This window comes from Actinophytocola sp. NPDC049390 (assembly GCF_044466355.1).
Taxonomy (GTDB): domain Bacteria; phylum Actinomycetota; class Actinomycetes; order Mycobacteriales; family Pseudonocardiaceae; genus Actinophytocola.
On the sequence record NZ_JBITMQ010000017.1, the window covers coordinates 27,312 to 44,598 of the forward strand.

The 17,287-nt window shown below is 71.1% G+C and carries 18 protein-coding genes; 7 read left to right on the top strand and 11 right to left on the bottom strand.

Annotated elements, in window-relative coordinates; genetic code table 11:
- The first annotated feature begins 110 nt into the window (after positions 1 to 110).
- The 6 genes from ACIBVP_RS37120 (at position 111) to ACIBVP_RS37145 (ending at position 4,915) form a co-directional block, all read left to right on the top strand.
- Positions 111 to 1,028, top strand: a complete 918-nt coding sequence (locus ACIBVP_RS37120; protein WP_396111158.1) for a ParA family protein — start codon at positions 111 to 113, stop codon at positions 1,026 to 1,028.
- Complete coding sequence (locus ACIBVP_RS37125; RefSeq protein WP_396111159.1) at positions 1,025 to 1,375, top strand: hypothetical protein; 351 nt, start codon at positions 1,025 to 1,027, stop codon at positions 1,373 to 1,375. Before ACIBVP_RS37120 ends, ACIBVP_RS37125 begins: the two co-directional genes overlap by 4 nt.
- Positions 1,365 to 2,177, top strand: a complete 813-nt coding sequence (locus tag ACIBVP_RS37130; RefSeq protein ID WP_396111160.1) for a segregation and condensation protein A — start codon at positions 1,365 to 1,367, stop codon at positions 2,175 to 2,177. The genes ACIBVP_RS37125 and ACIBVP_RS37130 overlap by 11 nt, the downstream gene beginning before the upstream one ends.
- Positions 2,178 to 2,302: 125 nt before the next feature.
- On the top strand, positions 2,303 to 3,070 hold the full coding sequence (gene scpB, locus ACIBVP_RS37135; RefSeq protein ID WP_396111161.1) for an SMC-Scp complex subunit ScpB: 768 nt from the start codon (positions 2,303 to 2,305) through the stop codon (positions 3,068 to 3,070).
- Positions 3,060 to 3,797 carry a pseudouridine synthase gene (locus tag ACIBVP_RS37140; protein WP_396111162.1) on the top strand — a complete coding sequence of 246 codons (738 nt, stop codon included), beginning with the start codon at positions 3,060 to 3,062 and terminating at the stop codon, positions 3,795 to 3,797. Before scpB ends, ACIBVP_RS37140 begins: the two co-directional genes overlap by 11 nt.
- Positions 3,794 to 4,915, top strand: coding sequence for a DUF1015 family protein (locus ACIBVP_RS37145; protein ID WP_396111163.1), 1,122 nt, complete (start codon positions 3,794 to 3,796; stop codon positions 4,913 to 4,915). The genes ACIBVP_RS37140 and ACIBVP_RS37145 overlap by 4 nt, the downstream gene beginning before the upstream one ends.
- A 499-nt stretch (positions 4,916 to 5,414) precedes the next feature.
- On the opposite strand, the gene ACIBVP_RS37150 is transcribed toward ACIBVP_RS37145, so the two are convergent.
- Together ACIBVP_RS37150 and ACIBVP_RS37155 are read right to left on the bottom strand one after the other, a co-directional pair.
- Positions 5,415 to 6,593, bottom strand: coding sequence for a cation:proton antiporter (locus ACIBVP_RS37150; protein WP_396111164.1), 1,179 nt, complete (start codon positions 6,591 to 6,593; stop codon positions 5,415 to 5,417).
- A gap of 5 nt (positions 6,594 to 6,598) precedes the next feature.
- The gene (locus tag ACIBVP_RS37155; protein WP_396111165.1) at positions 6,599 to 7,072 is read right to left on the bottom strand and encodes a cation:proton antiporter regulatory subunit; all 474 of its coding nucleotides are present in this window, start codon (positions 7,070 to 7,072) and stop codon (positions 6,599 to 6,601) included.
- A 96-nt stretch (positions 7,073 to 7,168) separates the two neighbouring features.
- Here ACIBVP_RS37155 and ACIBVP_RS37160 point away from each other — a divergent pair, with 96 nt between their 5' ends.
- Positions 7,169 to 8,527 (top strand): TrpB-like pyridoxal phosphate-dependent enzyme, encoded by a 1,359-nt coding sequence (locus tag ACIBVP_RS37160; RefSeq protein ID WP_396111166.1) that lies wholly within the window; start codon positions 7,169 to 7,171, stop codon positions 8,525 to 8,527.
- Positions 8,528 to 8,578: 51 nt separating this feature from the next.
- Here the strand turns inward: ACIBVP_RS37160 and ACIBVP_RS37165 are convergent, their stop codons facing one another.
- The 9 genes from ACIBVP_RS37165 to ACIBVP_RS37205 all read right to left on the bottom strand — a co-directional run bounded on the left by ACIBVP_RS37165 (position 8,579) and on the right by ACIBVP_RS37205 (position 17,286).
- On the bottom strand, positions 8,579 to 9,064 hold the full coding sequence (locus ACIBVP_RS37165) for a hypothetical protein (RefSeq protein ID WP_396111167.1): 486 nt from the start codon (positions 9,062 to 9,064) through the stop codon (positions 8,579 to 8,581).
- Positions 9,065 to 9,157: 93 nt separating this feature from the next.
- The gene (locus ACIBVP_RS37170) at positions 9,158 to 10,255 is read right to left on the bottom strand and encodes an acyl-CoA dehydrogenase family protein (protein WP_396111168.1); all 1,098 of its coding nucleotides are present in this window, start codon (positions 10,253 to 10,255) and stop codon (positions 9,158 to 9,160) included.
- Positions 10,252 to 10,653: a RidA family protein gene (locus ACIBVP_RS37175; protein ID WP_396111169.1), complete on the bottom strand. Its 402-nt coding sequence runs from the start codon at positions 10,651 to 10,653 to the stop codon at positions 10,252 to 10,254. Before ACIBVP_RS37175 ends, ACIBVP_RS37170 begins: the two co-directional genes overlap by 4 nt.
- Positions 10,650 to 11,477 (bottom strand): enoyl-CoA hydratase family protein, encoded by an 828-nt coding sequence (locus tag ACIBVP_RS37180; RefSeq protein WP_396111170.1) that lies wholly within the window; start codon positions 11,475 to 11,477, stop codon positions 10,650 to 10,652. Before ACIBVP_RS37180 ends, ACIBVP_RS37175 begins: the two co-directional genes overlap by 4 nt.
- Entirely contained in the window at positions 11,474 to 12,163 is a 690-nt protein-coding gene (locus ACIBVP_RS37185) for an SDR family NAD(P)-dependent oxidoreductase (protein ID WP_396111171.1), read from the bottom strand. Before ACIBVP_RS37185 ends, ACIBVP_RS37180 begins: the two co-directional genes overlap by 4 nt.
- Positions 12,160 to 13,677 carry a benzoate-CoA ligase family protein gene (locus ACIBVP_RS37190; protein WP_396111172.1) on the bottom strand — a complete coding sequence of 506 codons (1,518 nt, stop codon included), beginning with the start codon at positions 13,675 to 13,677 and terminating at the stop codon, positions 12,160 to 12,162. Before ACIBVP_RS37190 ends, ACIBVP_RS37185 begins: the two co-directional genes overlap by 4 nt.
- Positions 13,674 to 14,408 carry a creatininase family protein gene (locus tag ACIBVP_RS37195; RefSeq protein ID WP_396111173.1) on the bottom strand — a complete coding sequence of 245 codons (735 nt, stop codon included), beginning with the start codon at positions 14,406 to 14,408 and terminating at the stop codon, positions 13,674 to 13,676. The genes ACIBVP_RS37190 and ACIBVP_RS37195 overlap by 4 nt, the downstream gene beginning before the upstream one ends.
- Positions 14,405 to 16,459, bottom strand: coding sequence for an FAD-dependent monooxygenase (locus ACIBVP_RS37200; protein ID WP_396111174.1), 2,055 nt, complete (start codon positions 16,457 to 16,459; stop codon positions 14,405 to 14,407). Before ACIBVP_RS37200 ends, ACIBVP_RS37195 begins: the two co-directional genes overlap by 4 nt.
- Positions 16,459 to 17,286 (bottom strand): LLM class flavin-dependent oxidoreductase, encoded by an 828-nt coding sequence (locus ACIBVP_RS37205; protein ID WP_396111175.1) that lies wholly within the window; start codon positions 17,284 to 17,286, stop codon positions 16,459 to 16,461. Before ACIBVP_RS37205 ends, ACIBVP_RS37200 begins: the two co-directional genes overlap by 1 nt.
- Position 17,287: the final 1 nt, after the last annotated feature.

The following is a 17,287-nucleotide window of genomic DNA, read 5'->3' on the forward strand; positions in this document are numbered from 1 at the left end:
GCTCAAAGATTCCAGATACTGCGACCTGGTACGGCGAGCCTCTTTGCCGAGGCTGGGCGGCAATCTCTAAGCTTCCCCGCACAGCGCGGACGACAAGGAGCTAGGTCGATATGTCGACATTGCACCCCTCGGACCAGGAGCTCAGCCTCGCACCGAGGGCGGCCTCCGACGAGGAGGAGGTTCTCGAGGAGAGCCCCAACGGTGCCGCAGGCGGTGGTCGCCCGAAGCGCCACATCCCGGAGCCGCCGCTGCTCAACGGCCACGGTCCCGCCAAGGTCATCGCGCTGTGCAACCAGAAGGGTGGCGTCGGCAAGACCACCTCGACCATAAACCTCGGTGCCGCGCTGACCGAGTACGGCCGTCGGGTGCTCATCGTCGACTTCGACCCGCAGGGCGCGCTGTCCGTGGGCCTCGGCATGCCCGCCCACTTACTAGAGAAGACGATCTACAACGTCATCATCGAGCGGTCCATCGGCATCCAGGACGCGATCATGCGCACCAGTGTCGACAACCTGGACCTGCTGCCCAGCAACATCGACCTGTCCGCGGCCGAGGTGCAGCTCGTGGCCGAGGTCGGCCGTGAGCACACGCTGGTGCGCGCGCTGCGGCCGGTCATCGACGAGTACGACTACATCCTCATCGACTGCCAGCCCTCGCTCGGCCTGCTGACCGTGAACGCGCTCGCCGCGGCCGACGGGGTGCTGATCCCGCTGGAGTGCGAGTACTTCTCGATGCGTGGCGTCGCGCTGCTCACCGACACCATCGAGAAGGTCCGCGAGCGGCTGAACCCGAAGCTGGAGATCACGGGCATCCTGCCCACCATGTACGACCCGCGCACGGTGCACTCGCGCGAGGTCATGGGCCGGGTCGTCGAGCGCTTCGGCGACATCGTGTTCGACGCCGTGATCAACCGCACCGTCCGCTTCCCGGAAACCACGGTGGCCGGCGCGCCGATCACCGTGTGGGCGCCGCGCTCGGCCGGCGCGAAGGCGTACCGCCTGCTGGCCCGAGAGGTGATCGCCAGGTGACGCGCCGGCCTTCGTTGCCGGGCGCCGATGAGCTGTTCAGACCGACAGGGCACGCGGACGGTGTGCTCCCGCTGAGGTTCGAGCAGGGTCGGGTGCCGCACGCCCCGCCACAGGGGCAGGCACGGCGGGGTACGCCCAGGCAGAAGCACACCTCGAAGATCACCGTCTACGTGTCGGACGAGGAACTGCTCGCGCTCGAGCACGTGCGGCTCGCGTTGCGGGCAGGCCACGGCCTCGCCGTCGACCGCGGCCGGATCGTCCGCGAGGCGATCGCCGTCATGCTCGCCGACTTCGAGGACCGTGGCGAGGAGTCGGTGCTGGTCCGCCGACTGCGTCATGACGACTGAACCTGCGCCCCCGCCGCGGTTCACGGTCAGACTGTCGAACTTCGAGGGGCCGTTCGACCTGCTGCTGCAGCTGATCTCGCAGCACGAGCTCGACGTCACCGAGGTCGCGCTCCACCGGGTGACGGACGACTTCATCGCGCACCTCCAGCAGGCGGGCGACGACTGGAACCTCGACGAGACCACCGAGTTCCTCGTCGTCGCCGCGACGTTGCTCGACCTGAAGGCGGCGCGTCTCCTGCCGGCAGGAGACGTCGACGACGAGGACGACCTGGCGCTCCTGGAGGCTCGCGACCTGCTGTTCGCCAGGTTGCTGCAGTACCGGGCGTACAAGCAGGTGGCCGCGCTGTTCGCGGAGCTGGAGGCCGGTGCCCTGCGGCGTTACCCCAGGTCGGTGGCGCTGGAGGACCGTTTCCAGTCGCTGCTCCCCGAGGTGATGCTCGGCGTGACATCCGGCCGCTTCGCCGAGCTGGCCGCGGCCGTCTTCCGCCCGAAACCCCCGCCGACCGTGTCCATCGACCACCTGCACATGGGCAAGGTGTCGGTCCGCGAGCACGTCGGCATCCTGAGGGTGAAACTGGCATCAGCGGGCCGGGCGACGTTCGCCGACCTGGTCGCCGACTGCGAGCACAGCATCGAGGTCGTCGCGCGGTTCTTGGGCCTGCTCGACCTCTACAAGGAGAACGTGATCCTGTTCCACCAGGAGGAAGCGCTCTCGGAACTGACCGTCGAGTGGACGGGTGGCACGGCCGAGGAAGCCCAGGCCGCCGCCCCCACCACCGGCGACGAGGAGGAGTACGGGTGAGCGACCAGCACCCACACACGACCCCACCGGACGCGGAGCCCCTCCCGGAGCCCCCGCCGGTCGCCGACGGTGACGTCGAGTCGCCGCTGCCTCCGGACGCTGAGCCGCTTCCGGAGAGTGGTCCGGTGGCTGAGCCTCTGATCGAGTCGGTGCAGGAGGAGTCCACGGCTCCCGCCGACACGGAGGAGACCCCCGCGGTCACGGACGCCGGTGTCGCTGCCGATGAGGCGGCCGACGCCGCGGAATCCGCCGAGGTCGCGGCACCCGCCCCGTCGGCAGACCTCGCCGACCCGGCAGCCGCGGTGGTCACCGGCGAACCAGCCGACGAGGACATCGAAGAAGGCCCCGTCCCGCTCGGCGACGACGAACTCGACGCCGCGCTCGAAGCGCTTCTGCTGGTCGTGGACTCGCCCGTCGAGGAGGAAGCCCTCGCCAGTGCGCTCGACACCACGCCGCTCCGCGTGGCCGAGCACCTGCGCCTCCTATCGAACAGGTACACCGACCAGGACCGGGGCATCGACCTGCGGCGCGCGGGTGGCGGCTGGCGGTTCTACACCCGCGACCGCTACGCCCCGTACGTCGAGCGGCTCCTCCTCGACGGGCAGCGCGCGAAGCTGACCAGGGCCGCGCTCGAGACGCTCGCCGTCATCGCCTACCGTCAGCCGGTGACCCGGGCCAGGGTCGCCGCCGTCCGCGGCGTCAACTGCGACGGCGTCATCCGCACCTTGCTCGCCCGCGGGCTGGTGGAGGAGACCGGCACGGACCAGGAGACCGGCGGTCACCTCTACCGCACCACCGAACTGTTCCTCGAGCGCCTCGGCCTGTCCTCCCTGGAGGACCTGCCGCCGATCGCGCCGCTGCTTCCGGAGGTCGACTCCATCGATGAACTCTGAACAGGACGGCGTGCGCCTGCAGAAAGTGCTGTCCCGCGCAGGCGTCGCCTCCCGCCGCGCCGCCGAGGACCTCATCGCGCAGGGCCGGGTCAAGGTCGACGGTGCCGTCGTCACCGAGTTCGGGCGGCGCGTCGACCCGGACACGGCCGTCATCCACGTCGACGACGTGCGGGTCGTGGTCCGCGAAGGGCTCGTCTACCTGGCCTTCAACAAGCCGCGCGGCGTGCACACGACCATGTCCGACGACCGCGGCAGGCCGTGCGTCGGCGACTACGTCCGCGAACGCGACGAGCGGCTCTTCCACGTCGGCCGCCTCGACGCCGAGACCGAGGGCCTGCTGCTGCTCACCAACGACGGCGACCTCGCGCACCGGCTGATGCACCCGTCGTTCGTCGTCAGCAAGACCTACCTCGCCGAGGTGCCCGGCCCGGTGCCGCGCAACATCGGCCGCCAGCTCCGCGACGGCATCGAACTGGACGACGGGCCCGCGCGGGTCGACGCGTTCCGGGTCGTCGACACCAGCGGCGGCCGCGCCATGGTCGAGGTCGTGCTGCACGAGGGCCGCAACCACATCGTCCGCAGGCTGCTGGCGGCCGTGGACCTGCCGGTGCGCAAGCTCGTCCGCACCCAGATCGGCGACGTCCACCTCGGCAACCAACGGTCCGGGTCGCTGCGCGCGCTGACCCGCCAGGAGGTCGGCTCGCTGTTCGCCGCCGTCGACCTGTGAGGTGGGTGCGGCCGGTCGCGCGCGGCTGGGTCGTCCGCGGCGAGGTGCCCGGCCCGGACGTCGACGAGTTCGCCGAACCGGAACGGGTCGTCGCCGCGCTCGCCGAACCCGGTGCCGCGACCCGCACCCTGCTCGCCGTCCAGCATCCACATCGGACACCGGAGGCGATCGCCGCCGGACGCGGGTTGGTGGAGTCGTTGCCCGCGGCGAGGAACACGCTCGCGTACCTGCGGCACACCGCGTACCGCGAGGTGCGCGACGTGGTCGCGCCGTACGAAGTGGACGGTCCGGACGGCACGTCGTGCGGCGTCCTCTGCATAGTCGACCCCGCCGCGGTCGACGCGGGCCGGGTCCGGCACAGCGAGGAGGTCTACCCGGAGATCGTCGACGAGCGGGCCGCGGTCCTCGCCGGCCTCGGCTGCGCCACGAGCGCCGCGATGCTCGTCCCGGTCGGTGACCGCGACGAGCTGACCGCGCGGGTCCGCGCCCACACGGCGCACCACGCGCCCGACGTGTCCACAGTGGATTCGCGGGGTCGGCGTCATCGCCTGTGGCTGAGCACCGACACGTCACTGTTGGACGTGGTGGAAGCGCAGCCACTCATGGTCGCCGACGGCAACCACCGGGTCGCGGCGGCACGTACCGGCGGGCTGTTGGCGCTGGTGACGGCCGGTCCGGCGTTGCGGATCGGTGCGTTCCACCGCGTGTTGACGGGCACGGGGCTGACCGCGGGCGACCTGGTGCGGGCGTGGCGTGCGGCGGGTCTGACGGTGCGCGAGGTCGAGGCGGCCGCGCCGCCTGCCGAACCGGGCACGGCCGTGGTTCGTTGCCCGGATGCGACGCTGGTCGTGGAGTTGCCGCACGGTCTGGACCACGCGGTGGTGGAGGAGACCTTGCTGGCGGGGGCGCTGCGGCTGGATCCGGAAAGTGCGCGGGTGCATCCACTGCCTGCCGGGCGCACTCCGCCGGTGGTGGCGGAGGCGATCATCGAGTTGGCGCCGGTGCCGTTGGCGACGGTGCTGGCCGAGCATGCCGCGGGGCGTCGCATGCCGCGCAAGAGCACGTACTTCACGCCGAAACCGCGAAGTGGCCTGTTGTTGGCGGACTTGACCGGCTGACACTGTGCTGCGGTGCCCTCCGGGGGGCCTCGCCGGACTGGCAGATCTCGGGGAGGGGGTGCTTTTTGTTGGCCCCTTGACCCGGTGTGATCGGGCTTCGCCAGGTCGACGGGAGGGCAGGCAGGCCGTCTTTGTGGGCTGCGCCGGGCCGGTGCCGCCGCGAAAGGCGCGTTACCGGCGTCCAGTGCTGTGAAAGCGCCCTTCACAGCACGGCACCCGGCAGATGCGGGCCCGACCGGCCGCGCTCGTCGCAGGTCGGAACAACCAGGGCACCACCGGTGGATCCGGGCTCAACGTCCCGAAAGACGCCCTCCGGACGTCAGCGCACCATCCCCAACCGTCCACCAAGCCTCTGACCTGCGAAAACGCGCCACCCAGTACGTAACCTCAAGCCCTACCCATTCCCGGGGGCCACCCGCCATGCCAGTCTACTGGGTGGGGGTGACAAACGCAGGGTTGTCGATCTTGGTTGTGGACAACCGGGGGACCTGTGGACAACTCAGGCGGTGGCTGGGCGTAGGCGGGTGATCGCCAGGCGGGCGACGGGCTCGACGAAGCGCGCGGCCAGGGGGCCGAGGATCGCCATGATCAGGACGTACGCGGTCGCCAGCGCGGCCAGTTGGGAGTCCACCGCGCCCGCCGACACCGCCAGGCCCGCGATCACGATCGAGAACTCGCCCCGTGCCACCAGCGCGGCACCCGCTCTCGCGCGGCCCATGCGTGCGATGCCCTGTCGTTTCGCCGCCCACCAGCCCGTCAGCAGCTTCGTGATGGTCGTCACAGCGGCCAGTGCCAGTGCGACGCCCAGCACCGGTGGGATCGTCGACGGCACGGTGTTCAGGCCGAACACGACGAAGAAGATCGCCGCGAAGAGGTCGCGCAGCGGCTCCAGCATGCGGGTCGCGTTCTCCGCCGTCGACCCCGAGATCGCGATGCCCAGCAGGAACGCGCCGACCGCCGCCGACACCTGCAGTTGCGACGCGAGGCCCGCCACCAGCAGCGCCGCACCCAGCACACGCAGCAGGAACACCTCGGGGTCCGGGCTGTCCACGATCGCCGACACGTACCGGCCGAACCGCAGTGCGAGCACCAGCACCACCGTCACCACGGCCAGCGAGATACCGATGGCGGTCAGGCCGCCGAGCAGCGTGGCGCCCGCCAGCACCGCCGTCAGGATCGGCAGGTACATGGCCATCGCGAGGTCCTCGAACACCAGGATCGACAGGATCACAGGTGTTTCGCGGTTACCGAGTCTGCCCAGGTCACCGAGCACTTTCGCGACGATGCCGGACGACGAGATGTACGTGACGCCCGCCATCGCCAGCGCGCCGACCGGGCCCCAGCCCAGCAGCAGCGCGACCGCGACGCCCGGCGCCGCGTTCAGCACGATGTCGACGAGACCCGCGAACCACGACCGTTTCAGGCCGGTCACGAGTTCCGCCGCCGAGTACTCCAGGCCCAGCAGGAGCAGCAGGAGGATCACGCCGATCTCGCTCGCGAGCGACGTGAACTCCTCGATGCCCTCGAGCGGGATGATCCCGCCGCTGCCGAACGCGAGGCCGCCGAGCAGGTAGAACGGGATCGGCGAGATGCCGATCTTCCATGCGATCCTGCCGAGCACACCCAGGCCGAAGAAGATCGCGCCGAGTTCGATCAGCGCGATTGCGGTCGAGTGCATCCGCGTTACCCGTGGGCCAGGACTTCGGCCGCCTTGGCGAGCCCTTCCTTGGTGCCGACAGTGATCAGCGCGTCGCCGCCGCCCAGCATGAAGTCGGGGCGCGGCGACGGGTGGACCGTGCCCGCCCGGACCACGGCCACGACCGACACCGCGGTCCGCGTGCGCAACGCCGTGTCGCCGAGTGTGCGCCCGTCGTAGGGGGAACCCGGCAGGAGCGGCAGCTGTTTGGTGTGCACACCGTCCAACTCGTCCTGCAGCTGCGCCACGAGTTGCGGCGCGCCGAGCAGGCTCGCGAGCGTCCCTGCCTCGTCGGGGGTGAGCGGGATCGACGCCGTGCACGTGTCGGGGTCGTCCACACGCGACACGATCAGCTCGGAACGGCCGTCCCGGTAAGTGATCACGCCGATCCGGCGTCCACCACGCGAGAGGAAGTCCTGACGCGTTCCGATTCCTGGCAGCGGAGTCACCTCGACGTTCACCACGACAGGTTAACGTCCCGGATTGCGTCTTTCTTCCCCCGCCTCCTGGACCTAGGTTGGTGTCGGTCTCGATCAACCGACGTACCGGAGGCTCCCATGGCCGGCCGAACCAAGTTCATCCTCGACGAGTCAGACATGCCGACGGCCTGGTACAACATCGTGCCCGACCTGCCGGCGCCGCCCCCGCCGCCGCTGCACCCCGGCACCGGCGAGCCGGTCGGCCCCGAGGACCTCGCACCGCTGTTCCCGCAGGCGCTCATCGAGCAGGAGGTGAGCACGGAGCGTTACATCCCGATCCCGGAAGGGGTGCAGGAGGTGTACCGGTTGTGGCGGCCGTCGCCGCTGTTCCGGGCGCACCGGCTGGAGAAGGCGCTCGGCACACCGGCCCGCATCTACTACAAGTACGAGGGCGTCAGCCCGGTCGGCTCGCACAAGCCGAACACGGCGGTGCCGCAGGCGTACTACAACGCGCAGGAGGGCGTCAGCCTGCTGACGACCGAGACCGGTGCCGGGCAGTGGGGCAGCGCGCTCGCGTTCGCCTGCGCCCAGTTCGGGCTGGAGTGCGAGGTGTGGCAGGTCCGCGCGTCGTACGACCAGAAGCCGTACCGCAAGATGATGATGGAGACGTTCGGGGCGACCGTCCACCCGAGCCCGTCGGAGCTGACCGAGGCGGGCAAGGCGATCCTCGCCGCGCACCCCGACTCGACGGGCAGCCTCGGCATCGCCATCAGCGAGGCCGTCGAGAAGGCGGCGGCGAACCCGGCGGCCAGGTACGCGCTGGGCAGCGTGCTCAACCACGTGCTGCTGCACCAGACGATCATCGGTGAGGAGGCGCTGCGCCAGTTCGAGATGGCCGGCGACACCCCGGACGTGATCGTCGGCTGCGCCGGTGGCGGCTCGAACCTCGGCGGGCTCGTGTTCCCGTTCCTGCGGGAGAAGCTGGCGGGCAACATCTCGCCGGAGATCAGGGCGGTCGAGCCCGCGGCGTGCCCGTCCCTCACGCGCGGTAAGTACGCCTACGACTTCGGTGACACCGCTGGGCTGACGCCGCTGCTGAAGATGCACACGCTCGGCCACGACTTCATCCCGGACCCGATCCACGCCGGTGGGCTGCGGTACCACGGGATGTCGCCGCTGCTGTCGCACATCGTGGAGCTGGGCCTGGTCGACGCCGTGGCGATCGGCCAGAACGAGTGCTTCGCGGCCGGTGTGCGGTTCGCGCGTGCCGAGGGCATCATCCCGTCGCCGGAGCCGACGCACGCGCTGGCCGAGTGTGTGCGGGAAGCGTTGCGCTGCAAGGAAACCGGTGAGGAGAAGGTGATCCTGACCGCGCTGTGCGGCCACGCGCACCTCGACCTGCCCGCGTACGCGAACTACCTGGCGGGCGGCATGGTCGACCGCGAGCTGACCGACGAGGAGCTGACGGCCGCGCTGGAAACCCTGCCGGTGCGGTAGGCGGGTGGCCCGGGCCGAGCCGTCGTGGCTCGGCCCGGCCCGGTCACGTCCTCAGCCGCACAGGTACCAGTCGCCGGTCCAGCCGACGCTGACGTAGCCCGTGGGCGGATAGTAGTTCTGGCACCAGTACGTGCCATTCGTCGACGCGAAGACCGGGACCATGCGGAAACCGTCCGGCTGTTCGTAGGGCAGGTTGTAGATGAAGTCGGCGTGGCCGCCACCGGGCATCCGCTTCCAGCCGCCCGAGTTCGGCCAGGCGTGCCAGATCGTGCGGTCGGTCGCGATGCCGAAGCACTCGTCGCTGCTGGTCTGCCAGTCGACGACCATGACGTGGGTGCCGGTCATGAACGTGCCGTAGTAGCCCCAGCAGCTGACCCTGCCGTTGTCGGGCACGGGGGTCATGCGGGTGGGGGGTGTGGCTGTCGTGCCGTAGGTGCCATCGATCCCCGCGGGTGCCGCGGCGGCCTGTGCGGTGGTGAACAGGGTGCCGAGGAGTGCCAGCAGCACGACGGCGATCTTCAGGTGTTTTCGGTACATGTGGTCCCCAGTGGCTCGATGGTCCCGGATCGGGGAACCTTATCGGCGCCACAAGGGGTTTCCGCATGTCAGAAGCACAACGCGCGCACAGGCTCAGCGGTACAGGTGGCGCGCGATGATCTCCCGCTGGATCTCGCTGGCGCCCTCGTAGATGCGCGGCGCCCGCACCTCGCGGTACAGGTGCTCCAGCAGGTGACCTTCCTCCAGCGCGCGGGCACCGTGGACCTGGATCGCCACGTCCACCGCGTGCTGGGCGGACTCCGTCGCGAAGAGCTTCGCCATCGCCGAGAGGTGGCCGGTGCGTTCGGCACCCGAGTCGTACGCGGCCGCCGCGTCGTGGACCAGCAGGCGGGCTGCCTGCAGCCGCGTCGCCACGTCGGCCAACTGGTGTGACACCCCTTGGAAGTCGCGCAGAGGTTTGCGGAACGCTTCGCGCTCGGCTGTGTGCGCCACCGCCGCGTCCAGAGCGGCCTGCCCCATGCCCACCGCGAACGCGCCCACGCTCGGGCGGAACATGTCGAGCGTCCGCATCGCCACCCGCCAGCCACCGTCCACCTCGCCCAGCACCGACTCGGCGGGCACGTACACGTCCGCGAAGTGCAGGCGGCCGATCGGGTGTGGGGACACCAGACGTTGACGGGTTCCGGTGAGGCCCGGCGCGTCACCCGGGACCGCGAACGCCGTGATACCCCGGGCGCCGTTGTCGCTCGTGCGCGCGAACACCGAGTACACGTCCGCGTCGGGGGCGTTGGAGATGAACACCTTCTCGCCGGTCAGGCGGAAGCCGTCGCCGTCGCGGACCGCCCGCGACGACAGCGACGCCGCGTCCGAGCCCGCGTCCGGTTCGGTCAGCGCGAAGCCCACGGCCGCGGTGCCCGCGGTGATGCGTGGCATCCACGTGTCCACAACGGACTCCCGGCCCGCCAGAAGGATCGGGTACGCGCCGAGGCCCTGCAGCGCGAACGCCGTCTCCGCTTCGGTGTTGTGGCGGGCCAGCGCCTCACGGATCACGCACAGGTCCATCGCGGACGTACGCGGGAACAACCTGCTCAGCAGGCCGTGTTCCGCCAGCGCTGTCAGCAGCGGCCGGTTGATCCGGCCCGGTTCTCCGTGTCCGGGAAGGGACGCCGCCACCTTCTCGGTGTGGTCGCGCAGCTCCTCGTGGGCGGGGGAGAGGTGGGTGTACGTCATGGGATCACCGCCGTGCCCACCAGCTCGATCTTCGCCGCCTCGTCGAACAGCTCCGCCACGCCCAGCAGCGCGACCGCCGGGTAGTGGCGGCCGAAGTGCTTGCGCCACAACGGTCCCAGCTCCTTGAGCGCCGCGCGGTACTCGCCGACGACCGTCGTGTAGATGACCAGCGAGACCAGGTGGTCGGGGGTGCCGCCCGCCGCCGCCAGCGCCGCGACCACGTTGCCCGCGGCCTGGTCGAACTGTTCCGCCATCGTCGAACCCACGATCGCGCCGTCCGGCCCCTGCGCCGTCTGGCCACCCAGGTACACGGTGCGGCCCGGCGCGGCCACCACCGCGTGCGCGAACCCGACCGGCTCGGCGAGGCCGGGGGCGGTGACGACCTCGTGCGCGCTCATCGGCCGGTCCACTGTGGACTCCGTCCGGCCGACCACGCCGCGTAGAACTCCGCGTGGTCGTCGCTCTTCATCAGCAGCGCCTGCGTCATGGCCTCCAGCTCGATGCTGCTGCCGAGATCCATGTCCAGCTCACGTGTCAGCAGCACCTTCGTCGTCGAGTACGCCAGCGCCGGGCCGTCCGCCAGCCGCCGCGCCAGCGCGGTCGCCTCCCGCGCGAGCGTGTCGTCCGGCACGACCTTCGTCGCCAGGCCGATGCGGTCCGCGTGCGCCGCGTCGATCTTGTCGCCCAGGATCAGCAGCTCCGTCGCCCGGCCGAGACCGACGAGCCGGGGGAGCAGGTACGCCGAACCCATGTCCGCGCCCGCCAGGCCCACCTTCGTGAACAGGAACGCGAACTTCGCCGACTCCGCGAGCAGCCGGAAGTCGCTGGCCAGCGCGATCACCGAGCCCGCGCCCGCGGCGACGCCGTTGACCGCGGCGATCACCGGCAGCGGGCACTCCCGCAGCGCCTTCACCACCGCACCGGTCATGCGGGTGAACTCCAGCAGCTGCGCGGCCTCCATCTTCTGCAACTCGCCGATGATCTCCTCGACGTCGCCGCCGGAGCAGAACCCGCGGCCCTCGCCGGTGAGGACGACCACGCGCGCGTCACCGCGGTGTGGCAGCTCGGCGAGCAGGTCACGCAGGTCCGCGTACACGTCGAAGGTGAGCGCGTTCAGTTTGTCGGGCCGGTTCAGCGTGACCGTCGCGACCCCCTCTGCCACCGACAGGTCGAAGTGCTTCCACTCCTGTGTGAACCCAGGCGATGCCCGGAACGGACTCATGCCTGTACACCTCCTCCGTCCAGGACGATCGTCTGACCGTTGATCGCGGCCGCCTCCGGTGCGGCGAGGAACATGACCGCGTACGCGACCTCCTCCGGCTCCAGCAGCCGCCCGAGCGGTGACATGCCCGCCACGATCCGTTCGCTGTCCTCTTCGGACCGGCCGGTGGTCGCGGCGATGCGCCGCACCGTCGTGGTCGTCATGTCCGTGCGCACGAACGTCGGGCACACCGCGTTCGAGGTCACGCCGGTGCCCGCCACCTCCGCGGCCACCGCGCGCATCAGCCCGACCGCCGCGTGCTTCGAAGCCGTGTAGGCCGACGTGTACTTCTGCCCGGCGAGACCGGCCGTCGACGCGACGGTCACGATCCGGCCGGAGTTCCGTTCCCGCATGCCGGGCAGCACCGTTCGCGTGCACAGGAACGCGCCGGTCGCGTTGACGTCCAGCTGGGAGCGCCAGTCGTCCACAGTGGTCTTCGCGAGCGGCGCGCTCGACGCCATACCGGCGTTGTTGACCAGCACGTTCACCTCGCCGAGCGAGCCGAACACCTCGGCGACCGCGGCCTCGTCGGTGACGTCGCAGTCGGCGCGGCCCAGCGCGACGACCCGGTCGCCGAGGTCGGTGAAGCGTTTGGCGATCGCGGCGCCGATGCCACGCGTGCCACCCGTGACCACGACGAGCCTCATGAGAGCGCCTTCAGCGCGCGCCGGTCGAGCTTGCCGTTCGTGGTGCGCGGCAGGGAGGTCACGAACACGATGTCCTGTGGGCACTTGTGCCCGGCGAGCCGCTCCCGGACGTAGGCCTTCAGCGCGTCGGCGGACGGGGTGGCGCCTTCGCGCAGCACGACGTACGCGCGTGGCTTCGTGAGACCGTCCACGTCGAACCCCACTACCCCGCACTCGAGGACGTCCTCGTGGCCGATGAGGCAGTGCTCGATCTCGCTCGGGGCAACCCAGATCCCGCCGGACTTCAACAGGTCGTCGGCGCGGCCGTGGTAGTAGAAGAACCCGTCGCCGTCCCGGCTGAACAGGTCTCCTGTGTGGACGGTGTCGCCGCGGTAGGTCGCCGCCGACTTCTCCGCGTCCCCGAAGTACTCCAGCGCGACCGTGCCGCCGCTGACCTCCAGGACACCGACCTCGCCGTCCGGCACCGCCGCGCCCGCGTCGTCCACGACCCGCGCGGAGTACCCCGGCACGACCTGCCCGCAGCTGCCCTGCCGCGCCGCGCCCGGCCGGTTGGAGATGTAGATGTGGTACGCCTCCGACGAGCCGATCCCGTCGACCACCTCGACGCCGAACGCCTCGTCCCACTTGCGGTGCAGCTCCGCGGGCAGCGCCTCGCCCGCCGACGTGCACAACCTGACGGATGTCAGGTCCTGGTCGGCCGCCGACGGGTGGGCGACCATCGCGCTCATCATCGTCGGCACGTTCACGAGGATCGTCGGCCGGAACCGGGCGATCAGTTCGAAGATCTTCTCGGCGGTGGTCCGCTCGGGGAACGCGATCCCGGCGCCGCCGACACCGAACGGGTACAGCGCGGTCAGGTCACGGGCGTAGCCGAAGAACAGCTTCGGCACGGGCAGCACGATGTCGTCCTCGCGGATGCCCAGCACGTCGAGCGCGTAGCGCTCGTGGCTGACGATCGGGCTCGCCGCGGTGTGCACGCACGCCTTCGGCGCGCCGGTGCTGCCGGTCGTGAACTTCCAGATCGCGATGTCGTCGCGGGTGGTGTCGGCGGTCGCGAGCGTGTCGGGCGCCTGGGCGACGAGGGTCGCGAAGTCGTGTTCGCCGGGCCGCGGGTCGGACCCGCCGACCACCAGTACCTGACGGTCGTCAACCCCGGCCTCGCGCAGCCGGTCCAGCGTGACCGGGTCCGCGATCACCACCGACGCGCCGGTGTAGTCGAGGAAGTAGCGGTAGTCCTTGGCCTGCAGGAACGTGTACACCTCGGCGGTGACCGCGCCGATCTTCTGCGCCGCGTACCAGGTGGCGACGAACTCGACGCCGTCCGACAGCGCGAGCAGCACCCGCTCACCGCGCCGCGCCCCCAGTTCGAGGAGCACGTTGCCGACCCGGTTCACCAGTGCCGCCAGCTCCGCGTACGTGGTGGCACCGTCCGGTGTGTACAGCGCGACTCGTTCCGACCTGCCGAGCGTCAGGTTGCGGTCGACGAAGTGGTCGGCGACGTTGAACAGGGTCATGCCACCCCCCGAATGGTCTCCACCAGCAGGTCCGTGAGCGTGTCGAACGTGGACTGCCCCTCCGCGACCGACGCGCCGGCCGGGTCGCCGCAGTAGGCGCGGTCCATGCCCATCGCGACGAAGTCCGCCTTCCCCTCGGCCATCGCGGCCGGCAGGTCGACGGGGACGGGCGGCAGCGTCGCCGCCGTGTCGGTGTCGACCAGGTCAGGGCGGTCCGCGAGCACGAGCGACGTCTCGTACCGGCCCGCGTGGCAGGAGCCGGACCGGAACTCCTCGGTCAGCCGTGCCGCGTTGTGCCTGCGCACGAGGTCGAGGTAGGTGACCCCGGCCTCGGCCGCGGCCTTCCGCAGCGTGGTCACGTGCGCGGGTTCGAAGTGGTTGTTGACCACCACGATCCGCGTGAACCCCTGCGCCACCAGCGCCCCGCACACCTCGGTGACCAGCGCGTGCAGCGTCGACTCCGACACCGTCACCGCGCCCGGGAACGCCGCCCCCATCCTGGTGACCCCGTAGTTGAGCGTCGGCAGCACCAGGACCCGCACGTCCGGGTCACCTGACAGCCGTTCGGCAGCCCGCCCGCACATGCCCGCGGAGATGACCTCGTCCGTGCCGAGCGGCCCGTGCGGGCCGTGCGGCTCGACGGCGCCGACCGGCAGCAGCAGCACCGGCGTACGCGTACCTGACAGCAGTTCGGCCACCTGCGGCGAGGTGAGGTCGGCGAACGCGGTCACGGCTGCTCCAGCGGGCTCGGGGCCGGTTCGAAGAGGCACAGGTCGGCGCGCCCGGCGCCGACGACCGTGTTCACCTCGTCCGGGGTGGTGAGGTACCCGCCGACCAGTGTCGGCACTCCGGCCTCGTTGCGCACCCGGTCGGACAGCGTGGTCAGGTGGCCGCGCCGGTACTCGGGCCGCGAGGTCGCGGTCGTGTGCCCGGCCCGCACGTGGACCAGGTCGACGCCGTGGTCGGCGAGGGCGCGTGCGTACGCGATGCCCTGCTCGACGGTCGTGCCGCCGCGCGCGAGGTCGGTGACCGTGAGCCGGGCCGCGAGCAGCCCCGGCCACACCGCGCGCACCGCGTCCACGACGGACAGCGGGTACCGCAGCGGCTCGGCGCCGTACTCGTCGGACCGCCGGTTGGTCAGCGGCGACAGGAAGCTCGCGAGGAGGTGACCGTCGGCGAGGTCCAGTTCGAGCACGTCGAACCCGGCGTCGCGCGCCCGCTCCGCGGCCGAGGTGAAGTCGGACCTGACACGTGTCAGGTCCGCGTCGGACGCCTCGGCGGGCACCGCGCTGAACGGGGTGTACGGCAGGGGAGACGCCGACAGCAGCGGCCACCCGTCCCGCAGCGGCACGTCCACACCGCCGTCCGCCCGCGTCGCGCCCCGGCGTCCCGCGTGGCCCAGCCGGACCCCGGCGAGCGCACCCGCGTCGTGGACCTCCTTCACCGCCGCCGCCCACGCGTCGTCGAGCAACGGGGTCGCGGGCGAGACCCGGCCGTTCTCGGCGACCGCCACGAACCCGGTCAGCACCAGCCCCGCGCCCGCCCGTGCCGCCTCCGCGAGGTCCGGCGCGCTCCGCACCACGCGGTTGCGCATGGTCAGCCCACCCAGGTTCAGCGGTGCGAACATCGGCGGCGGCGCCACCGCGCCGGGCACGAGCGGTGCCCCGGAAGCGTGTGCGGAGAACCAGGAATCCAGGACACGCATGAACGCCGGGTCCCGCTGCGTCAGGTTCGCGTGGCTGATCCGGCCGCTGCGCGTCAGCAGGTTCGCCGCGAACTGGATCGGCGCGAGCTTCAGGTGGTTGCGCACCCGCCCGAAGTAGGCCGCGCTGTCCCCGGCGGCTTGCTGGAACCGCTCCACCACGGGCTGGCGCTCCAGCTCGTAGTCCACGAGCGCGGCCTCCACATCGGACGGATGACGCACGAACGCGTTAGCCAGCGCGATCGCGTCCTCCATCGCGAGCTTCGTGCCCGACCCGATCGAGAAGTGCGCGGTGTGCGCCGAGTCACCGATGAGCACCAGGTTCCCCCGGTGCCAGGTCTCGTTGCGCACCAACGGGAAGTCCAGCCAGATCGACTTGTTGGACATCAGCCGGTGCGACCCCAGCTCCTCGGCGAACAACGCCTGGCAGAACGCCATGCTGTCCTCTTCGGACATCCGGTCCAGCCCCGCGCGCCGCCACGTCGGCTCGGTCGTCTCCACGATCCACGTGCTCGTGTGCTCGTCGAACGGGTACGCGTGCACCTGGAACAGCCCGTGCTCCGTGTCCTTGAACACGAACGTGAACGCGTCGAGCACGAGGTCCGTGCCGAACCACACGTACTTGCAGCCCTGCGGCGTCGACGTGGTGCCGAAGTCCGCGCCACGCCGCAGCGTGCTGTTCGCGCCGTCGGCGGCCACGACCAGGTCCGCGGACTCGGCCGACGCCACCTCGGTGCCGAACTCCAGCGACACGCCCAGCTCGCGGCACCGGTTCTGCAGGATCGCCAGCAGGTGCGTCCGCTTGATCGCCGAGAACGTGTGGCCCGACGACCGCAGCACCTCGCCCCGGTAGTGGATGTCGATCGACGTCCAGCGCGCGAACGAGTCGGTGATCTCCAGGTAGGTGGCGTAGTCCGCGTCCCGCAGCGCGCCGAGAGTCTCCTCGGAGAACACCACGCCCCAGCCGAACGTCGCGTCCGGCGCGTTGCGTTCCACGACCGACACGTCGTGCCCGGCCTTGCGCAGCAGGACCGCCAGGTACAGCCCCGACGGCCCACCACCCACGACCGAGACACGCATCAGGACACCGCCTCGGCCAGCCGGTCCAGGTCGTCGAGCGACGCGACGGTCGGGTAGAGGATCAGTTCGTCGCAGCCCTCCGCCTCGTAGCCGCGCACGAAGTCCCGCACGGCCCGGGCGGACGTCAGGTTCCCGGCCGCGATCTTCTCCGCGAACGGGCCGGTGAACGCGTAGTAGTCCTTCAGGTAGTCGCAGCCACGATCCGGGTCACCGAACGCGAAGTACCCCTGGCCCCACAACTGCGGCTCACCCGGCCGCTCCAGGTCCCGCCACGCCGCCCGCGCCCGGTTGGCCGCCGACCCGAACGCACGGGGCGGGCCGCCGCCGTGCGCGTACCCGTCGGCATACCTGGCCATCCGCGCGAGCGCGGCTCCGGACGACCCGCCCACGAGCAACCTGACGGGTGTTCGGTAAGGGCCGACGCCGGAGGTGTCCAGCTGTCCACGCAGGTAGGCGAGCTGCTCGGAGAGCCTGGCGCCGCGGGCCTTGTGGTTCGCCCCCGCTGCCACGTAGTCGTCGCGCCGCGCCCCCACGCCCACACCGAGCGTGAACCGCCCGTCTGACAGCGCATCCACCGAGAGCGCCTGCTTGGCGAGCATGGCGGGGGAGCGGAGGGGGCCGATGGCGATGTTGGTGGCCACCCCGATCCGGGACGTGACCGCCGCGGCCGCCGACAGCGCGGCGAACGGCTCGACGCTGTCGTAGACGAGGCGGTCGAGCACGCCGAGCGTGCTGAACGGGCCGGCCTCGGCACGGCGCGCCCACTCGACGAGCACCTCGCCCGAGATGCCCGGAATCGTGTTCGGAAGCCCGACGCCGACCTTCACC